Raw genomic sequence first — 20,690 nt, 5'->3', positions numbered from 1 at the left:
GAAGACAATGGACCTGAAAAAAAAGAAATCATCTCAGAAAAATACGGAGCAAAAACAGAGGCGGCTTTCCAGTTTGCTTGCTCTCGATTTTGCCAGCAGCGGCGTCAAAGCCGTTCGTCTTAAAAAAGTCAAAGACCGGGTTCTGCTGTCCGGTGCGGATATTCTACCCGCTGTGAATTTAGAAGCCGGGGAACGTCCGGAACTTCCGAAAAGCCTTGCCGCATATTATATGGCGATTTGTACGGGCTCTCAGGATGCCCGCCTTCGGGTCTTTGGCCACGCGTTTCAGGACAACGAAAATCTGCAGGATGTCATTCGTGACAACCTGAGTGTTTCGGACGAATACCGAGTGGCCGGCCGGATTTTGGCAGAAGGCCGCGGCAAGCGCGAGAGTAGTATTCTTGGCGTGGCATTTCCAGAAATCTCCGTGCACCGTTATTTGGAATTGTTTGCCAATGGAGCTCCCGCTCCCCATTCCATGGAACTTTCCGGGTTGGCCTCGTTTTCCGCGTTTCTGTTCAATCGCGGCAAGCAGACTGCCGGACAGACGGTCTGTCTGCTGGAAATCGGCATGAATTATACTTATGCAGCCTTTTTGCATAAAAACCAGCTCCAGCTTGTAAACCGATTTGAGGCAGGAGGGGGAAATCTTCGTAAACAGGTTCAAATGGCTCTGGGTGTGGATGCCGAGATGGCCGGCAGCATTCTGGCTGACGGCTCTGTGGATGTGACCGCTCCGGTTCGGACGGCACTCGCACCTTTTGTTAAACAGCTTTCGATTTATCGCGAATTTGTAGAACGGCAGACAAAAACGACGTTGTCCGGAGTGTATCTTTCGGGCGGAGAAGCCAGTTCGGTTCATTGGCAGAATGCGGTCCAGGAGGTGACCGGCCTCGTGCCGGTAGTGTGGAGCCCTTTTGATAAACTGGACGGCGTCGATGATGTGTTCCCCGCAAGCTTTAAAGGTCAGGAATCTCGTTTCGCGGCAGCGGTGGGAGCAGCGCTGGCCGGATTGGAGGTCGTATGAGCCTGCAGGTTGATCTTTTGAAAAAGACGGAGCGGCGCTATCAGGGCATCGTCAGCATGAAAGTGATGGTGCTGGGATCCGTGGGTGTACTGGTTGGAACCACCGTACTGGTTCTTTCTCTCGCCGGGATTTCCAAGGCGACTCAGAATGCAAACCTGAAACGGGCTCGTCGGGAATGGGATCGAGTTAGTCCTTTGGCTGCTGTGATCCGGGCAAACGGTGCTGCCGCTGAAACAAATCGCAAAACCATCGAGCGTCTCGATGTCTGGGCCAAAGGCGGCAGTGCAGCAATGTATAAAATTCTTCGGGAAACCCAGGGTGAAATTCCGGATATGATACAGCTCCGGTCTTTGCGTGCCGGTATTCTGGAAGACGAAACGGACGACCAGCCCTCATATTACATATTGCGCCTGAGTGGCCGGGCTTTAGGGGAGCTGGTGGCCGTGGAGGCCAGACGCAAACTCAACAGCAACCGGGATATTACCGGGTTCTGCGGCGATGTCCGATTAATCTCATCTGAACGTGAAGCGGGAGATGTATGGACCTTCGCTATGGAAGGACGCCGGGCGCAGGAGGATAAAGTAAAATGAATTGGTCGGCTCTGACAAAAAAACAGCAGCAGATGGTTGTTGTTACGGTAATTCTGGCGATTGCTCAGGTTTTTATTTTGATCCACTTCATCAGCGGTCGCAGTGTTTCTAATGCCGGCGGGCAGTCTCCAAAAGAGGAGCTGGAAGCCTTGCAGGGGAAAATTGATGACGCTCGAATGGTGATTGCCCGTGCGGAAATTGTAACGGAAACTCTGCAGGAAACGGTCCAGAAACTGGATGACCTGAGTGTGCACACGCCGACCGTGTCGGACCGTTATGCATGGGCCTATGAATACATTTCCCTCCGATCTGTAAAAGCCGGCGTGGAACTCGACAGCCTTGAAGAAATCAATTACGTGAGCGATGCCGACAAGAAGGCGGAAGACCATAATTATGAGATCAGGTTGTCAACCCAGTGTAATTATAATCAGCTGGTTGAATTTTTATGGCGTATTGAGCAGGGAAATCCTTTGGTACGCGTGAAAGACGTAGACATCAGTATGCTGCCGGACAGTCCTGAACAGCATCAGGTAAGAATCGTGCTGCAGTGGCCCTCTTCTCTTCAGATTGAGCGGGGGAGTATCTGATCTGATTCCGGTACAGGAATTGCTTCTGGTTGAGATGATTTTGAAGGACAGGAAATTAACAAATGGATTACAGGGATAGAACAAAACTGATTGCAATGCTTCTGCTGGGTCTGTTGGCCGGGGGTGCACATGCTGATGGTCAGCAGGACCAGAACCTGGAATTTACTTTGGAGCCGTTGCGCGATCCGTTTTGGCCTGTCGGTTATTTTCCGGAAGATTGGAAATCCGGCAAGGGAGGAGACTTCTCCGCATCATCAGCCGCGCCGGTCGATTCCGATTGGACTGTTCCCGAATCTCTGATCCAGGTTACGGCAACCAGCCGTATGGGGAATAAAGCCGCCGCGATCATCAACGGACAGATCAAGGAAGAGGGCGATGTGATTGAAATGATCCATAACAATCGGACTTATTCATGGAAGCTTAGAAAAGTGAATTCAAACGGAACCATTGGTCTGGACCGTTTAGAAGTCAACAACAGGACCCTCGGATTTCAGCCAGGAGATAAAAGATGAAGAAAGTTCTAACAGCCCTCACTCTTAGTGGCGCATGTGCTGCCATACTGTTTGCTCAAGACGCGGTCAAGGTTCCCGTTGCGCCGGACACGGAATCCATCGAAATACCAAAGCCTGTTAACCGGAACGAGCCTGCTTTGCCTGATCCGGTTCCTGAGAGTGTCAGCGAAGAACTTTCTGTTTCAGAAGCTGCTTTAGCCATCGATACAAATTTGGTGACTGAATCTGAAGCAGCGGCAGATCCGGCCATAGAACCTGAGCCGGTAACAGACATTGAGCCGGAAACGGCAGTTGTCGTGGAAGAGGATGCAGAAGAGCCGCCCGTAGAGACCGTCGAGATTGGAATCATGGATGATATGACTGCCGGCGCGGAAATCAGTGGCGGTCTGATTTCTCTTAGTTTGAAAGATGTTGAGCTTCAGGATGTTGTGCGTTTGTTTAGCCGGCTTTCCAACGCCAATATCATTGTTCCTGATATGCTGGATGAAGAGAACCCCAAACGGGTTGATGTGAATCTTGACAACGTGGAATGGAAACCGGCGTTAAAAGCGATTTTGGATACACATGGGTTGGAACTGGTCGAAAAAATTCCCGGAAGCGAAGTGTACAGCATTCGGGAACGTTCGGCTGATGCCCCGGAACCGATGGAAATCAAGGTTTTCAAGCTGAACTACGCTACGGTGAATGAAGTTGTGGCGATGGTTGATCTCCTGGTGAAAAAGGATGGTGGGCAGATTTCCACCTATCCGGCTCGCAACAGTATTGTGGCACAGGGAACGGCCAAAATGATTAATGATCTTGAACAGATTGTGCAGGCAGTTGATCTGCCGCGCGAGCAGGTCTTTATTGAAGCCAAATTTTTGGAGCTTAGCGACAGCGCTTCCGAACAGCTCGGAATCGACTGGAACGTGTTGGGCGGATACAGTGTCGGTGCTGGTGGGATTAGCGGAAACTATGCGTACGATGAGAGTCGTGCTGATAATGAGAACTATTTTAAAGATATTGCTGGTCGGCCCTTTGAAAAGCTTGAAGAAGCCCCGGACAATGCGCTTTGGCTGGAAGATCCAAATAATCCTGGACAGTATTCGCTGTATGACGGGACAACCTATTATGCGCGCCCGGGAAATGATTCCAGCTTGCATCGTTTGTTCGGTTTGATTCCAACCACTGAATCAATCGATTCCAGTGTGGTTGGTAAAACTCTGGCGGCCACACTCAATGCTGATGATTTTAACGTGGTTCTCTCAGCTCTGAAAGAAATGTCCGGAGCTCGCGTGGTCTCAAATCCAAAAATTATTGTCGCTAACGAGGAAACCGCATCGATTCATATCGGAGCCAAAAAACCGAATATTAAAGGGGTGATCCAGACGGCCGGTGATTCTCAGTCGACAACGGTTTATTCGCTGGATGAAACCGAGCCATACTTTGAAGACGGGGTACGGGTTGAGGTGACTCCAACCATCAATACCGAAGACAACATCACCGTGCGAATTCAGCCGACATTGGATCGATTGGACTCAGATCCTACTTTGGCCCCGGACGGAACAGCATTCTGGGGAAAAAGCACCAAAACCATTGAAACTGTTTTTGGCCTTGAAGATGGCCAGACTGCCGCTATTGGCGGACTCACAGAAGCTACAAAATCTGATGTAGACCGCAAGGTGCCTCTGTTGGGAGATCTTCCCTATATTGGGCGCCTTTTTTCCTATTCCAGCAAAAACAGCCAGCAGGTTGAAACCATTATTTTCGTAACCGTTGGAATGGCCAACCCTCATTCTCTGGCATTTGAAACCGGTCTTCCTGAGGATTCTTCCTTGGCGATGCGTCACCGGGCCGAGGCTTCCACAGAACGTGCAATCAAACAGGAAGAGCTGAAGATTCTACAGGCAGTCGAGTCTGACCGTCTTCAGGAGCGTCTGACGAAATTGCGGGAAGCGGAGGAGAAGCGGGTTGAAAGCCTGAATGAATAAAGACGGGTGCTTTTCCTGCTTATTTTTACCTCAACATTTGAATGGTAAGTATTATGAAACGGTCGATTATCCTGTTCTCAGTTGCCGGACTTGTTTTTCTGGCTGCAATCACCGCGCTGCGGGGGCGTGTTCACTCTGAACCGGGTTCTGGAAACCGGATGTCGCCTGTTAGCCAAAGCGTGCTGGAACAGGATCGTTTTGGCTCAGAACAGGAAGCAACGCAGACTCAGGTTTCTCAATCTTCTTTCGCAACAGCTCGGGCTGATCGTCAGCAGCAAATTGCGGAGGCAGAGTGTCCGTTCCGAACCTTGGAAAAAGATGATATTCTCGACGAAAGTGTCAGGGCTCTTTCCGGTCAGGGCTTTCAGCGTCGTCGCTTAGTGCGTGCCGGCGGAAAATATCCACGACAGCTCTATAAAGAAACGATCAGCCGGAAATCTGCCGGAGAATACGTGGTTGATTCTCAAGTGGTGATGGTTGCTGATCAGATTGTTGTGAAGCTGGCAGACGATGCCGTGGAAAAGGATTTGGTCGAGCTGGCTGCCCGGCACGGCGCGTCCATTGCACAGAAGCTGGCGCTGCCGGATCATTATGTGCTCCAGCTGGATTCTGCTGAAATCTTTGCGGTTGATGATGCTCTTGCATTGTTTGCACGTGAGCCCGGCGTCATCTCGCGCACTCAGCCTAATCACGTTTATTTTTCAACGGTGGAACCCGGCGATCCCGGATGGTCGCAGCTTTGGGGCATGGATGCCATTGAGGCTCCTTCAGCGTGGGATACTCAAACCGGGAATGATTCAGTTCTGGTCGCTGTGATCGATACAGGAATTGATAGAGAACATGAGGATTTGGCCGATAACATGTGGGTTAATTCCGGAGAATACGGACCCGATGGAAACGGCGGCCTTAAGCAGAGTAACGGCGTCGACGATGATAACAACGGATATGTTGACGACTGGCAGGGATGGGACTTTTACAATAACGATAATGATCCGACAGATGACCACAGTCACGGAACGCATTGTGCCGGTACCATTGGCGGTGTCGGGAATAATAACCGAGGCGTTGCCGGGGTCTGCTGGGATATTTCAATGGTTGGAATCAAGATCCTCGGCGCTGATAGTTACGGAGCATCTGACACAGAAATCGTAAACGGGGTTTTGTATGCCGCTTCCCTGGGCGCTCGTATCCAGAATAACAGCTGGGGAGGGTATGGAGCCAGTGCTGTGCTGGAAGATGCGATTGAATCGATCAATGCCGATGAGGTCCTTTTTGTGGCGGCGGCAGGAAATTACAACAACGACAACGACAGTCATCCGTTTTATCCGGCCAGTTATAGTGCTTCCAATATCATTGCGGTTGCGGCCACAGATGAAAATGATGTACTGGCATCTTTCTCTCATTATGGCGCGACATCCGTAGACCTCGGAGCTCCGGGGGTTGGAATTGTCAGTACGGTACCTGAAAATGGATATGATGCATATGACGGAACGTCTATGGCCACTCCGCATGTGGTTGGTGCGGCAGCTCTGCTTTGGAGTGCAAGTCCGTCCATGAACTATATGGACGTGAAGACTGCTTTGCTGAACAGTACGGATAAACTGGCCGTGTTGGACGGGAAAATGGTTTCTGGCGGCCGGTTGAATGTGTTTAAGGCAATGTCCGCAGTGTTGGACTCCGATGGAGACGGGATGCCGGATAGCTGGGAGCTGATTTATTCTCCGCCGCTTGATACCAATGTGGTGGATTCTGCGGGTGATATTGATAATGACCATTTGATCAATTTTGATGAATACCTGAACGGAACCGATCCAACGAATGCCGATACGGATGGAGACAGTCTGTTTGACGGTTGGGAGGTGGAGTATGGATTTAGTCCGCTCAGCACAACCGGATTGCTGGACTCTGTTGATCGAGTGGGGATCAGCACCGGTGACGAAGCAATGGACGTCGTTGTGGTGGGTGATTATGCATACATCGCTGACGGCGACGCTGGTTTGACCATTATTGATATATCCAATCCGGAAAATCCGTTCCGGGCCGGTTCTTTGGGGGCTGTTGGTGAGAGATTTGGTATTGCATCGTTGAATACCGATGGATTTGCCAGCGGAGTTGCCGTTACAACCAATGGAATTGCCTGTATTGCAGATGGTACAAACGGTTTGGTGGTGGTTGATGTATCGAATCCTTTGATTCCAACAAAACTGGCTTCTTATAATACTCCGGGAAAAGCCGTGCGTGTTGTTGTGCAGGGAAATTATGCGTATATTGCTGATGGTAATGGTGGATATTATGTTGGCGGGTTGGAGGTTGTAGATATCAGTAACCCTTCGTCACCGGTTCTTGCCGGACGCAAAAGTATGGGCGGAGAGTATGTGTTTGATGTCTACGTTTCTGGGTCATCAGCCTATCTTGTAACGGGCAATGATACGGTTACAGCCATTGATATTTCAGACCCAACCGATCCACAATATCGAACATCAGCTCTGCTGGGGTCGTCCACGTCTCCCAGTCTGTATGCGGTGTGCGGAGATGGATCCCGTTTGTTTGTCGCTTCGCGCAGCAAGGAAGTCGGGATCTTTGACATGAATTTGAACCGACTGGACGGCAGGCAGGCAATCGCTACTGAAGCCATTCCGCGTGATATCTATGTGGCGGGCAACTTCCTCTACATTGCGGAAGGAGACAGTGGGCTTGAAGTGCTGGATATCACAGATCTGCAGAATCCTGTCCATTTTGTCCAGTATCCAACCTATGGCGGCGGGAATGCGGTTTTTGCCCGTGGGGATTATATCTACCTGGCCGACGGAACCAGCGGGCTGCAGATTTTCGGGGTTTCCTATGATGTTGATTCCGACGGGATGTTGGATAGCTGGGAAGAGGAATATTTCGGCGGCTCGATTACAAACGGTCCGTTTTCTGACCCGGACGGTGATGGCATCAATAACTGGGGAGAATATCTTGCCGGTTTGAATCCAACCCTCAATGACCAGGATGGTGATGGTTTGATTGATGGACTCGATGAGGTTCAGATTTATAACACAGATCCGCGAACTCCGGATACGGATGGCGATGGGTTGGTGGATGGCAGTGATGGATTTGTTTCCACTAATGCATATGCCGCTGGAACCGATGCGGATGCAGACGGCTTTGTGGATGGGGAGCTCGATTACGGAACAGATCCGCTGGCTTCTGATAGTGATGACGATGGCATGCCGGATGGCTGGGAGGTCCGGTACGGACTAAATCCTCTGCTGGATGACCGCGCCGGTGATCCGGATGGAGATGGTGTTCTGAATGAAGACGAGTATGCAGGCGGAACCGATCCGGCTTCATCTGACAGTGATGGTGATGGCATGCCGGATGGTTGGGAGCTTGAAAACGGGTTGGATCCGCTTGTGGACGACAGTGGTCTGGATGCGGATGGCGATGGGCTGACCAATTTTGAAGAGTACACATTGGGAACCGATCCTTTGGATGCCGACAGTGATAATGATGGTCTGACCGATGGTGAAGAAGTCAATGGGACGTATGGATACATCACCGATCCTTTGGACGCAGATACAGACAACGACGGTGTGCCGGATGGCTGGGAGGTCGAGAATGGCTGGAACCCGCTCGTGCCTGAGGATCCGGCAACGACGGACCGCGATCATGACGGCCTTTTGGATGCAGATGAAATTGCTCTGAATACCGACCCAACCAATGCTCGCGACCCGATTTTCGTGGATGATGATGGCCCCAATGATCCATGGCCAGGTACTACATATATTTCTGACCCTGCGGAAGATGGTTCCTATGCTCATCCTTTTGATGCCATTCAGGAAGGGATTAATGCCGCTTCAAACGGCCTGACCGTTCTAGTGATGCCGGGTACAGATTATCAGGGGAATGGAAATTATAATATTAACCCGCAGGGTAAAGCTATTACGATTCGTTCATGGAATGACCGGGATGGAACAGTTATCAGCAGTGATGGCCGCGGCCCCGTTTTCCTGATTAATTCTGAAGAGACAACCAATACTGTCATTAAAGGGTTTTCATTAACGACAACGCTGTGCAGTTCCAGTGATGGCGATTGTGATCAGGTGGATGGTATTGTGGTCAGCAATGCTGCGCCTGTTCTTCAGGATTGTTTCATCTATGAATGTGAATTGTCGGCTGTTTCCTGCTCCGGCGGTGCGGCTCCAGTCATCGAAAACTGCGAAATAACCATGACTAAATGGGGAATTCAGGCGGTTGATTCCACACCTGCTATTATCAGCAATAACATTTATACCATAGGAATCGGTCGGGCTGGTGATGCCGGTGTGGGGATTCAGGTCTATTACAGTTCCGGAATGGTTGTGCAGGATACGGTCGTATCCAACTGTCTCGGTCGTGGTCTGGTCGTGATTGACGACCCGGATGCGCGCGTGTCTGGATCCACCTTTATTCACAATCTGGGCGGCGTTACGTTCGATAACAGCGTATCTCTCTTTGAGAACTGTATTGTCAAAGAAAATCATGCGCCAACCTATTACACCGATGAAAGCGGTGATTGGGTGGCAATACGGTTGGTGGATTACACAGCAGAAGGCTTGACTGATACTGTTGATGAGGATGAAAACGGAGCAGGGTTATTGCTGCTGCGCGGCGCATCGCCATTAATTCGCAACTGTTTGATTGTCGGGAATATAACCTGGGCGGATGATCCGAGTCCGCAATACAATGAAGACAACGAACTGGTTCAGGCATATGGGTTGGGCGGTGGAGTCTATATCGGTACAGAATGTTATCCGACCGGAGTGAACTGTACCGTTGCGGATAACCACTCCAACACACGTGGTGGTGGAATCAGTTCCAGCGGGTATCCGCAGTTGCTGAACATGATTTTCTGGGACAACACAGCCAATGATGCGCTGATCGAAGATAATGTGCGCACCAATCGCTATCATTATCCGAATATTCACTGTCGTACCGGCAGTATTGCCGTTGACTTCAGTAATATCCAGTTTGGGTACAGTGGTGAAGGCATTCGAACAGGGGATCCGTTGTTTGTGGGTTCCGGAGATTATCATTTATCAGCCATCCCATCGGCGGCATATAGTCGGGGCGTTCCGGATACCAGCTTTGTCTGGGGCACAAATGTTATTCCGGAAAACGATCTGGATGGAAATTCTCGATCGCTGGGGCTTCTGCCTATTGATATGGGTTGCTATGAATTTGTGGATAGTGATGAGGATGGCATGCCGGATGGCTGGGAGCTGGATAATGGATTTGTATATACAGATCCTGCCGATGGGGCCGTTGACAGTGATACAGACGGGTTGACCAACCTGCAGGAGTATCTTAATGGAACAGATCCATGGGATGACGATTCGGATGACGATGGGCTGTTGGATGGAGTAGAAATCACCGATGGTACCGATCCGCTTGATGCAGACTCTGATGATGACGGAATTTTAGATGGTGATGAAATCTCGCAGGGAATCAATCCGAACAACCCTGACAGCGATGGCGACGGCATGCCGGACGGCTGGGAGGTTAAATACGGATTAAATCCGGCGCAATATAACGCGGACGGGGATGAAGATAAAAACGAAGACGGGGATTTGGCACCCGATGGCCTGACCAATACAGAAGAGTACCAGAACGGTACCGATCCTTTGGATCCGGACACGGACGGTGACGGCATGGACGATGGTTGGGAGCTGGATAAAGGCTTCAATCCGTTGGTGAATGATGCCGATGCGGATGCCGATGATGACGGCCTTACGAATCTCGAGGAATACAACCGCGGTACCGACCCTCAGGATCCGGACACTGATAACGACGGAGTCTCTGACGGACAGGAAGTGGCCAACGGTACCGATCCGCTCGATCCCGATCTTGACGGTGATGGCATACCTAACAAGTGGGAACTTGAAAATGGTCTCGACCCGAACTTGGCCGCTGACGGCGGAGAGGATTGGGACGGTGATGGGTTGACGAACCTTCAGGAATATCAGAACGATACCGACCCTCATAATTTCGATACCGATAGCGACCAGCTTTCGGACGGTTGGGAAGTGTTGTATGAATTCGATCCTACTATTGGAAATGCCGCTGAGGATCCGGATTCGGATGGTCTGACCAATCTGGATGAATACAGAAGAGGAACCAATCCCAGACGTTCTGATACCGATACGGATGGAATGCCGGACAACTGGGAGATAAACAACGATCTTAATCCGCTTCTTAATGATGCTGCGGCGGATCTCGATGGCGATGGCCTTAGCAACTATACCGAATTTGACAGTGGGACAGATCCCCATAACTCCGATTCCGATTTTGATGGGATGCCCGACGGATGGGAGGTCAACAACGAACTGGATCCGACGGTGGATGATGCAACCGGTGATCCGGATTCAGATCAGGCGTCCAACCTTCTTGAATACCGCAAGGGCACAGACCCTCAGGTGCATGATCCCGATTATGTTGATACGGATGGCGACGGGATGTCGGATATTTGGGAACTCGCCCACTTTGGTTCGGCGACCGGTGCCGACCCGGCCGTTGACACGGACGGCGATGGCCTGAACAATCTGGAAGAGTATCTGAACGGGACTGATCCGACTGTGCAGGACACGGATGGAGACGGCTTGACGGACGGTGATGAGGTTAATTTGTTTGGCAGTCAGCCGGTGAATCCAGTGGATCCGGTCTTTGTGGACGACGATGACGACGACGACATTGAAGCCAACGACGGGTATCCGGGCGATCCTGAGCGGAGCAATACCAATGAAAACGGTTCTATCACCTATCCGTTTGATGCAATTCAGGAGGCGATCGACAGCTCCAATACGGTGAATGGTATGACCATTCTGGTTGCTGACGGGCTCTATGAAGGATTAGGGAACTACGATATTACTCCGCGCGGAAAGGAAATTACCATTCGTTCGTGGAACGGTGCGGCTGTGACCGAGATCCGCACACACGCCTACGGCTCCGGTTTTGTGTTCATCAACAACGAAAACCTCCATACGGTTGTCCAGGGTTTTACCATTGATGCCTCAGACGATTTGGCGCCTTTGGCACCGGAAGAGGGAATCGAGATAAGCAACGCGAGCCCTGTGATCCGTGACTGCATCATCAAGAATTGCGGTCTCGCAGCGATTTCGATTTGCGGCGGCGGTCCGGACATCATTGACTGTACGCTCGCGGATTCGGAGTATGGTTTGTACGCAAGCCAAAGCAGCGGCGTGTTGCTTCAGGGATCCAAAGTCTACAACCACGAAGGCCGCGGAGTTTACATCCAGGATGATAATCTGGCGGAGATAACTTGGACCACAATCTCTAACTGTTTAGGAGGGATTACGCTCTCCGGCAGTGATGCTTCAATCCGGCAGTGTGTGATCGTCAATAACGAAGCACCGAACTATTTTAATATTGGCGATCTGCCTGTTTTTGGGCCAGTACTGTTCCCGTTGTCAAATTCCGAAGCGGCAGATATCACGTCATTGGACGAAAACGGCGGCGGAGTTTTGATCCTAAATCAAAGTGCTCCTGAGCTGATCAACTGCCTGATTGCCGGCAACCGGACCTGGGCGGAAGATCCGGATTATGAAGAAAACGCCTGGGAACCGGCGTTCGGCCTGGGAGGCGGTATCTATGTCGAGAATGGCTGTGCGCCAATTGGTGTCAACTGCACCGTGGCCGACAACCATGCCAATACTCGCGGCGGGGGGCTCAGTTCGGCTGGCCGTCCATTCTTCCGGAATATGATCTTCTGGGGCAACACATCATCGAATGCGACCATCAGTGGAGCATCACGATTGATGACCAACAGCGTGGCTCCGAATATTTATGTTGATGATGAGGTCATCAATATTTGGTACAGCGATATTGAGTTCGGTCATGCTAACGCGGTATTTTCCTTTGATGCCGATCCGCTCTTTAACGCGGACTATACGTTGCAGTCCGGTTCGCCGTGTATCAATGAGGGAACCTACTATCTGGCCCCTGTTGTTGATCTGGCGAAAAATGAACGTCCCCGTGCCGCCGACTTTGCCGGTGGCAACCGGGTCGATCTCGGCAGTTATGAGTTCGATCACTTAGGTGCAGTAATGGATTACATTGCTTTGGGGGCCGAAGTCGTACAGGCCGAAGCCGCTCCTGATCCACTGGCCGATACCGACGGCGATGGATTTGCGGACGGAGAAGAGATTGCTCTCGGAACTGACCGCTATGACACGGGCGACTATTTTCGCATCTCGCATGATCAAAGCCAGGCAGGCGACACGTCGCTCATCGCGTGGAACTCGCAGGTTGGCTGTTATTACACCGTGCAGGTTACAGACAGCCTGGTTGGTGGAGTATGGACAGACCTTGAAGGCTGGACTGATGTGGCTGGCGACGGCAGCGATATGATCTGCAGCGATACCCGCCCCGATGGCGCCCGTTTCTACCGTGTTTTAGTCCGCATTCCTTAGGCTTCCAGTCATTGGAAGAAAAGAAGGGCAGACTGAAAAGTCTGCCCTTCGCGTTTCCAGGGGTGGAAAAGATGCGGTTGCAGAATTTCTATCTTCCAATGTTTGGAAAATTCATTGTCGCGCACTTGCCGACTGTGTATCTTAGAGCTTCCTGTGCGCCATACGCTGTGCGTAGGCGCTGTTTTTGGAGAAAGTTAACAAACCAAGGAGAGCAACAATGAAGGGGATTCCGATTGCAGGTGTGCGTAATTTTGCGTTAATGGGGCATACAGGGAGCGGAAAGACCTCGTTGCTGGACGTGATGCTCAATATCCTTGGTGCCAATGACCGCATCGGGTCCGTTGACGATAAAACCAGTATGGCCGATTGGACTCCCGAAGAACAGGAACACCAGATTTCCATTTTCGCCAAGCCGTTTGACGGCGTGTACACCGCTGCCAGTGGCAAACAGCGCCGCTTTGTCATTACCGATACTCCCGGCTATGCGGATTTTATCGGCCAGCTCATTTGCGCCGCTGAAACCAGTGATGCGGCACTGATGGTGGTCGACGCGGTTTCCGGTATTCAGGTGGGAACCAACCGCGCATGGAAGGTCTGTGAACAGCGGAACCTGCCGCGCGGAATTGTCATCAACGGACTGGACAAAGATGATGCTGATTTCGATAAGGCGCTGGCTGCCATTAAAGCCCTGTGGGGCGACAGCCGCTGCGTGCCGGTGGTTCTGCCGACCACCGACGGCAAGGCCGAAATCGACCTGCTCAATACGCCGACGGATCAGGTCCCCGAGGATCTCGCCGCGACGGTGAAGGCGATTCGCGACCATCTGATTGAGCTCGCGGCAGAAACCGATGATGCGCTGATGGAAAAATATTTTGAAGGCGAAGAGCTGACGGCTGACGAGTTCTCAGATGGCCTGCGCAAGTCCGTGCACGAAGCCCATCTGATTCCTGTTTTTGCCTGTTCGGCAAAATCACACGTGGGGGTGAAAGAAACGATGGATTCGATCAGCCGCCTGTTCCCGTCTCCGGAAGACTATCCGATCAAATGTGCCGATGGGCATGAAGTGGCCACCGGCGAAAGTGAGCCGTTTGCCGGTATCGTCCGTCGCTCGGTTAACGACCCTTTTGTCGGACAGCTCAGCTTTGTTCGCGTCTATCGCGGCACGCTCAGGCCGAACACCGAAGTGTTTAATGCCACGAAAGGCGAGAAAGAACGCATCGGCAGTATTCTGTTCGTAAATGGTAAAAAACAGACGGATTGCCAGGAAGCCAAAGCCGGGGATGTGGTTGCCATTCCCAAGCTGAAGAACACATTTCTGAACGACACGCTTTGCGCTGTCGGCGACGACACTGTTTTCAAACCGATTGAATTCCCGAATCCGGTTGCCGCGTATGCGGTGGAACCGAAAACCAAGGGAGACGAAGATAAAATCGGCATGGCTCTTCAGCGCGCTGCCGAAGAAGATCCGTCCATTCGTGTGGAGCGCAATACCGAAACCCACGAAACCATTTTGTGGGGAATGGGCGACATGCATCTCGACGTAACCCTGGAGCACATCAAACATCGCAGCAAAGTCGATATTGACCATCACACACCGAAAGTAGCCTACAAGGAAACCATAACCGTTTCAGGAGAAGGGCACTATAAGCACAAAAAGCAGTCGGGGGGGCGCGGTCAGTACGGTGAGTGCTATGTGCGTATTCGTCCCAAAAACTCTGCGGACGAAGAAGGGTTCGTGAATGCGATTGTTGGTGGCGCCATTCCCGGAAACTTTATTCCTGCCTGCCAGAAAGGGTTCGCGGAAGGAATGTCCAAGGGGCCGTTGGTCGGAGCAGAAGTCAGTAATGTGGTGGTCGAACTCTATGACGGTTCCTACCACGATGTGGACTCTTCCGAGGTTGCCTTCAAAATCGCCGGATCACGTGCTTTGCACGAAGCCATTGAGAATGCCCGTCCGGTTCTGCTTGAACCGATCATGAGCGTCAAAGTAATGGTGCCTGATGAATTCATGGGCGACATCAACGGCATTCTGAATACCAAACGCGGGCGGATTCTCGGCATGGGTCAGGAAGACGGATTGCAGGTGATTGAAGCCGATGTGCCGCAGGTCGAAATGTTCAAATTCTGCTCAGAACTTCGATCGATCACCAGCGGGCAGGGATCCTTCGAAATGGCATTCTCCCGTTATGAACAGGTGGCGTCCAATATTGCCCAGAAAGTTATTTCCGCGGCACAGAAAGAGAAGGAAGAGGCGCACTGAGCTGAACGTTTCAAATCCCGGAACACGGACGCCCTGCGTATTGGCTTGAAAATTAATACAGCATAGCAGGGCGGTTTCGGATCCGTTGATCTGTATGGTAAGCAGTCGGGAGCCCCGGGGCTCCCGACTGTGCGAGCGCGCTGCTTGTTCCATTTTTCCGATTATCCGACGTCGGCGGCAGATATGCTGTTCGGGTGCGTTATTTTGAGTCAGTTTGCCAATGGAATTATAGGAATTTGAGCCTTGTCTTTGCTGGCCGAATCACTACTATTTCGACTCTTTTGGAAGTACGAAATTGCGAAAAAACCGGCCGGGTGGCCGTGAGCGTTTCGTACAGAGGAGAAATAACCCCGGGACGGGGCGCAGGCACTGAGGTCGGCGGCTCAAGTCACCGGAATATATGGAAAACCATAAATTATGGAAGAAACAACTAACACCGACAGCTTGACCATCGGCATGGATCCCGCAGCTGTCGACGCAATGTACAACAACACCCTCAAGGACTTCACCACCGGCTCAATCGTGCCAGGAAAAGTTCTGCGAATCCATGACGGCGAAGTCCTCATCGACATCGGCTATAAATCTGAAGGAATCGTTGATGGTAACGAATTCGACAATATCGATGAGCTGGCTGTCGGCTCTGAAGTCGAAGTTCTGCTCGAATGCCTTGAAGACAAACACGGCATGGTCATCCTGAGCAAAAAACGTGCTGAACAGCAGCGCAAATGGGATCACATCGTTAACGAATGCGAAGAAGGCAGCATCGTTGAAGGAACCATCACTCGCGCCATCAAGGGCGGATTCATCGTGGATATCGGCGCGGACGCGTTCCTGCCGGGTTCCCAGGTGGATGTCGTTCCGGTCCGCAATGTTGACGACTACATTGGCCAGACGCTCGAAGTCAAAATTCTGAAAATCAATAAAGAGCGCAAAAACATCGTTGTATCACGCCGCGAAATCATTGAAGAGTCCCGCCGTGAGCAGAAACTGAAACTGCTGGGCGAAATCAAAACCGGTCAGGTTCGCAAAGGTACCGTCAAAAATATCACCGACTTCGGTGCATTTGTTGATCTCGACGGCATCGACGGTCTGCTGCATGTCACTGACATGAGCTGGGGCCGCATCAACCATCCGTCCGAAATGGTCAAAGTCGGCGACGAACTTGAAGTGATGATTCTCGACATCGACCTCGAGAAAGAACGCATTTCGCTTGGTCTCAAGCAGACCCTGTCCAATCCGTGGGAAGACATCGACGCGAAATACCCGATCGGTGCCCGCATTCAGGGTAAAGTGGTCAGCCTGGCTCCGTACGGTGCCTTCGTTCAGATCGAAGAGGGCGTTGAAGGTCTGGTTCACGTGTCCGAAATCTCCTGGACCAAACGCATTCAGCGTGCTTCCGACGTACTGAAAGTCGGCGACGAAGTGGCTGCGGTTGTTCTGAGCATCAACACCGACGAAAAGAAAATCTCGCTCGGTATGCGTCAGACCGAAGAAAATCCGTGGGAAATGGCCGCACTCAAATACCCGATCGGTTCGCTCGTACACGGAAAAGTCCGCAACTTCACCTCTTACGGTGCTTTCGTGGAAATCGAAGACGGCGTAGACGGAATGATTCACGTGTCCGACATGAGCTGGACCCGCAAGATCAACCATCCGTCTGAAGTCCTCAAGAAGGGTGACGAAGTCGACACCATCGTTCTGGAAATCGATGCATCCAACCAGCGCATCTCCCTCGGTCTCAAGCAGGCTCAGGAAGATCCGTGGGCACGCATTACAGACACCTACAAAGAAGGCCAGAAGATCAATGGTAAAGTCACCAAGCTCACCAACTTCGGTGCGTTTGTTGAACTCGAAGACGGAATCGACGGCCTGGTGCACATCAGCCAGATCAGCAACGAGCGTGTTGAAAAGGTCAAAGACGTTCTCAACATTGGTGATGAGGTTGAAGCCCGTATTGTGAAGATTGATCCGGTTGAACACCGCATCGGCCTGAGCATCAAGGCTGCTGCCATCGCGGATGAGGACTTTGAGATCAGCGATGATCTTCTGACCGGCCTGAAGCCGGGCGAAGAGCTCGTCGACCTTTCCTCCGCCTTCGACGACCTGAATCTCGGCGGCGAAGAGTGGCATCCGGGCGACAAGGCTGAGTAATCCGTCCTGTTCCGGATCGAAAAGGCGTTCTGATTCAGTTCAGAACGCCTTTTCTTTTGATTGATCCCCGGTTCTTCTCACGGTAGTTTCTCCCGAAAGAAAGAAAGAAGGAATATTATGAAAAAAACTTTGCTGATTGCCTGCTGGTCGTTCTCCACGGTCCTTTTCGCCGATGAAGTCCTGGTTCAGGATGGAACTGTGCTGAAGGGGGAAATTGCAGCGATTTCGGAAAGCGCGATTGAAATCGAAACCGGGTTCGCCGGAAAGCTTACGGTTGACCGTGCCCAGGTGATTGGATTTTCGAGTGATGATCCGATGTTTGTGCGTCTGTCCAGCGGCGCAGTGATGCCGGGAACCGTTGCGGCGGCATCAGAGGGGGCTGTGAAGATTTCAGGAGTTGACGGGGTTCTTGCTGCTCCGCTGACATCGGTTCGGCAGGGATGGCGGGAGGCTGATCGGGATCCTGAGATTGTCGCTCGTGAGAAGGTCGTCGCCGCCATGAAGAGAAAATGGAACTATCAGGCGGCAGGCAATATTTCTGGAAAATCCGGCAACACGGATGAAAAGAATATGGGTGTGAATGTGTCCGCAACGCTGGCGAGTAAAAACGACCAGCTCAAGTTTTATGGATCTTATGACCGCAAGGAGACCGACGGCGATAAAACTGTTGATGAGCGCAAAGTCGGCATGCGTTACACCTCATACTTCAATGATCCGTGGGGTTGGTACATTCGTCAGGAACTGGAAAACGATGTCTTTGAAAACATCAAACTGCGTTCTGTTACAGCCGGTGGTTTGAGCTATCGGTTCGCGGACGAAGATCATTATAAGCTGAGTGGAAATACCGGTTTGAGTTATCGGTATGAAACGTACGAAGACGGTACAGAAAACTCTGACAGCATCGGCCTCGATTTCGGTGTGCAGCATTTTTATCGCTGGACCAACCGTTTTGAGATGAACAATGAGCTGGCATGGGTTCCGTCTGTCGAGGATTTTGCAAATTATCTGCTGACGCAGAACAGCTGGATTGATTTGCCGCTGGGTGATTCCAGAATCTGGAAGCTTCGCGTCGGACTTAAAAACGATTACAACAGCCAGCCGGAGGGTGGACGCAAGAAAACCGACACCACCTATTACGGAAGTCTGGTGGTGGACTGGGAATAAACAACTGCCGGTACTTGCCGCTTGCGCCTTTTTTTGGTTTGATCCGGCGCATTATGACAATTGACGAACAACTTGAATTCCTGACCGCCCGTCATGTGGACCTTTTTTCCGCTGACGAACTGAAGAAGAAACTCGAAATTGCTGCGAAAGAAGGGCGCGGTCTGCGCATCAAGTATGGTGCCGACCCGTCCGCGCCGGACATTCATCTCGGCCATGTCGTCGGTCTCAACAAGTTGCGCGAATTTCAGGATGCGGGTCATACGGTTGTTTTTATCATCGGTGACTTCACCGGAATGATTGGTGACCCGTCCGGCAAATCGGCAACCCGCCCGGCGCTGTCGCGCGAACAGGTGGCAGCTAACGCCGAAAGCTATAAAAATCAGGTCTTCAAAATCCTCGATCCGGCAAAAACGGAAGTCCGCTTCAATTCTGAGTGGCTCGGCGAAATGAAGTTCGAAGATGTGATTCGTCTTTCCGCGCATGTCACCGTCGCCCAGCTGCTGGCGCGTGACGACTTTTCCAAGCGGTATGGCGCCAATCAGCCCATTTCACTCGTTGAATTCCTGTATCCGCTCGTGCAGGCCTATGACTCTGTGATGGTTGAAGCCGATGTGGAGCTGGGAGGAACCGACCAGCTCTTTAACCTGCTGCTCGGTCGTGAGCTGCAGAAGGTCTACGGCCAGCACCCGCAGTGCGTAATGACTCTGCCGCTCATCGAAGGACTCGACGGTGTACAGAAAATGAGCAAAAGCCTCGGTAACTATGTCGGCATTGATGAGTCCAGCAAGGAAATGTTCGGCAAGCTTATGAGCGTCAGCGACGAGCTGATGTGGAAATACTTCCTCTACATTCTCTGTCGCAAGCCGGAAGAGATCGAAGCCATGCAGGCCAAAGTCGCCTCCGGCGAACTGCATCCGCGCGCGGTGAAGGATGAACTCGGCCGCTGTGTGGTTGATCGTTTTGTCGGCGAAGGCGAAGGCGCGAAGGCCTCCGAGGAATTTGCCCGCATTTTTGCTCAGAAGGAACTGCCCGACGATATGCCGGAAGTGAGCCTGCCTGCCGAAGAAATCGGTCTGATTAATCTGGTGGTGACTGCAAAATTTGCCCCATCGAACGGCGAGGCTCGTCGTTTGATTCAGCAGGGCGGAGTTCGTATTAATGACGAGCAGATCACCGACGTCCAGGCGGCCATTACCCCGGAAGACGGCATGATTCTTAAAGTTGGCAAACGCAAGTTTGCCCGGATTACTGTCTGATGCAGGAGCTGATCTCATGAGAAAACGGACGACCTTTGTTATTTGTGCATTCCTGTCTCTGTCGGTCTTTGGCGGCGACCTGCAATTGCCGGCGCCCCGCAAAACCGGAGGGATGCCGTTGCGGGAGGCATTAGCCGCCCGCCAAAGCGCCCGCGCTTTTTCAGATCAATTTTTGGATAACCAGCTTTTGTCCGATTTGCTGTGGGCCGCCTGCGGAATTAACCGTGACGGAGGTAAACGTACGGCACCCAGCGCCCGCAACAGTCAGGAAATCGATCTGTACGTGGCATTGCCGACCGGCCTTTATCTGTATGATGCAGCAGCGAATCGGCTGATTCAGAAAATGACGGCAGACATTCGCGAAAAAACCGGGGTTCAGCCCTTTACGCAGAAAGCTCCGGTCAATCTCATTTATGTGGCCGATTATGATCGTCTGCGCGGTGAAAAAGAATTCTATTCGGCGACCGATACGGGATTTATCAGCCAGAATGTGTATCTTTTCTGTGCGTCTGAAGGACTGAACACTGTGGTTCTCGGCTGGGTCGAGAAAGAGGATCTTCACAAGGCCATGAAACTCACGCCGTCCCAGCACGTGATTTTGACCCAGCCCGTTGGGTTTCCGCCGAAATAGGCTGCTTTTCCAAACCTTGGAAACCACAGCATAACGGCTCCAGTTATTTTTTCCAGACATTGGAAAAAGAGCTGCCTCGTCTTGCACCG

The 20,690-nt window shown here is 51.7% G+C and carries 11 protein-coding genes; all 11 read left to right on the top strand.

The genetic code is table 11. From position 1 onward, the window contains the following. Positions 1-7: 7 nt before the first annotated feature. Positions 8-1,027 carry a pilus assembly protein PilM gene (gene pilM, locus GT409_RS15735; RefSeq protein WP_160630002.1) on the top strand — a complete coding sequence of 340 codons (1,020 nt, stop codon included), beginning with the start codon at positions 8-10 and terminating at the stop codon, positions 1,025-1,027. Continuing rightward, positions 1,024-1,617 carry a hypothetical protein gene (locus GT409_RS15730; protein ID WP_160630001.1) on the top strand — a complete coding sequence of 198 codons (594 nt, stop codon included), beginning with the start codon at positions 1,024-1,026 and terminating at the stop codon, positions 1,615-1,617. The genes pilM and GT409_RS15730 overlap by 4 nt, the downstream gene beginning before the upstream one ends. After that, the gene (locus tag GT409_RS15725) at positions 1,614-2,204 is read left to right on the top strand and encodes a hypothetical protein (protein WP_160630000.1); all 591 of its coding nucleotides are present in this window, start codon (positions 1,614-1,616) and stop codon (positions 2,202-2,204) included. Before GT409_RS15730 ends, GT409_RS15725 begins: the two co-directional genes overlap by 4 nt. Before the next feature lie 62 nt (positions 2,205-2,266). Next, positions 2,267-2,716 carry a hypothetical protein gene (locus GT409_RS15720; RefSeq protein WP_160629999.1) on the top strand — a complete coding sequence of 150 codons (450 nt, stop codon included), beginning with the start codon at positions 2,267-2,269 and terminating at the stop codon, positions 2,714-2,716. Continuing rightward, positions 2,713-4,686: a type II secretion system protein GspD gene (locus tag GT409_RS15715; protein ID WP_160629998.1), complete on the top strand. Its 1,974-nt coding sequence runs from the start codon at positions 2,713-2,715 to the stop codon at positions 4,684-4,686. Before GT409_RS15720 ends, GT409_RS15715 begins: the two co-directional genes overlap by 4 nt. Positions 4,687-4,739: 53 nt before the next feature. Next, positions 4,740-13,139 carry a S8 family serine peptidase gene (locus tag GT409_RS15710; protein ID WP_160629997.1) on the top strand — a complete coding sequence of 2,800 codons (8,400 nt, stop codon included), beginning with the start codon at positions 4,740-4,742 and terminating at the stop codon, positions 13,137-13,139. A gap of 217 nt (positions 13,140-13,356) precedes the next feature. Beyond that, positions 13,357-15,399, top strand: a complete 2,043-nt coding sequence (gene fusA, locus GT409_RS15705; RefSeq protein ID WP_160629996.1) for an elongation factor G — start codon at positions 13,357-13,359, stop codon at positions 15,397-15,399. A 456-nt stretch (positions 15,400-15,855) separates the two neighbouring features. Continuing rightward, positions 15,856-17,550, top strand: a complete 1,695-nt coding sequence (locus GT409_RS15700; protein WP_160630145.1) for a 30S ribosomal protein S1 — start codon at positions 15,856-15,858, stop codon at positions 17,548-17,550. Positions 17,551-17,667: 117 nt separating this feature from the next. After that, complete coding sequence (locus GT409_RS15695) at positions 17,668-18,714, top strand: DUF481 domain-containing protein (RefSeq protein ID WP_160629995.1); 1,047 nt, start codon at positions 17,668-17,670, stop codon at positions 18,712-18,714. A 53-nt stretch (positions 18,715-18,767) separates the two neighbouring features. Beyond that, on the top strand, positions 18,768-19,970 hold the full coding sequence (tyrS, locus tag GT409_RS15690) for a tyrosine--tRNA ligase (RefSeq protein ID WP_160629994.1): 1,203 nt from the start codon (positions 18,768-18,770) through the stop codon (positions 19,968-19,970). Between the two features lie 16 nt (positions 19,971-19,986). Then, entirely contained in the window at positions 19,987-20,601 is a 615-nt protein-coding gene (locus GT409_RS15685) for a SagB/ThcOx family dehydrogenase (protein WP_160629993.1), read from the top strand. Positions 20,602-20,690 lie beyond the last annotated feature (89 nt).

Source organism: Tichowtungia aerotolerans (assembly GCF_009905215.1).
Taxonomy (GTDB): Bacteria; Verrucomicrobiota; Kiritimatiellia; order Kiritimatiellales; family Tichowtungiaceae; genus Tichowtungia; species Tichowtungia aerotolerans.
Note: the sequence above shows the minus strand (reverse complement) of the source record. Positions and strands in the feature narration are given on the sequence as shown.

Excerpts from the sequence above, each read along its gene's own strand:
- pilM (WP_160630002.1), top strand. The coding sequence starts at position 8 with ATGGACCTGAAAAAAAAGAAATCATCTCAGAAAAATACGGAGCAAAAA.
- GT409_RS15730 (WP_160630001.1), top strand. The coding sequence starts at position 1,024 with ATGAGCCTGCAGGTTGATCTTTTGAAAAAGACGGAGCGGCGCTATCAG.
- GT409_RS15725 (WP_160630000.1), top strand. The coding sequence starts at position 1,614 with ATGAATTGGTCGGCTCTGACAAAAAAACAGCAGCAGATGGTTGTTGTT.
- GT409_RS15720 (WP_160629999.1), top strand. The coding sequence starts at position 2,267 with ATGGATTACAGGGATAGAACAAAACTGATTGCAATGCTTCTGCTGGGT.
- GT409_RS15715 (WP_160629998.1), top strand. The coding sequence starts at position 2,713 with ATGAAGAAAGTTCTAACAGCCCTCACTCTTAGTGGCGCATGTGCTGCC.
- GT409_RS15710 (WP_160629997.1), top strand. The coding sequence starts at position 4,740 with ATGAAACGGTCGATTATCCTGTTCTCAGTTGCCGGACTTGTTTTTCTG.
- fusA (WP_160629996.1), top strand. The coding sequence starts at position 13,357 with ATGAAGGGGATTCCGATTGCAGGTGTGCGTAATTTTGCGTTAATGGGG.
- GT409_RS15700 (WP_160630145.1), top strand. The coding sequence starts at position 15,856 with ATGGATCCCGCAGCTGTCGACGCAATGTACAACAACACCCTCAAGGAC.
- GT409_RS15695 (WP_160629995.1), top strand. The coding sequence starts at position 17,668 with ATGAAAAAAACTTTGCTGATTGCCTGCTGGTCGTTCTCCACGGTCCTT.
- tyrS (WP_160629994.1), top strand. The coding sequence starts at position 18,768 with ATGACAATTGACGAACAACTTGAATTCCTGACCGCCCGTCATGTGGAC.
- GT409_RS15685 (WP_160629993.1), top strand. The coding sequence starts at position 19,987 with ATGAGAAAACGGACGACCTTTGTTATTTGTGCATTCCTGTCTCTGTCG.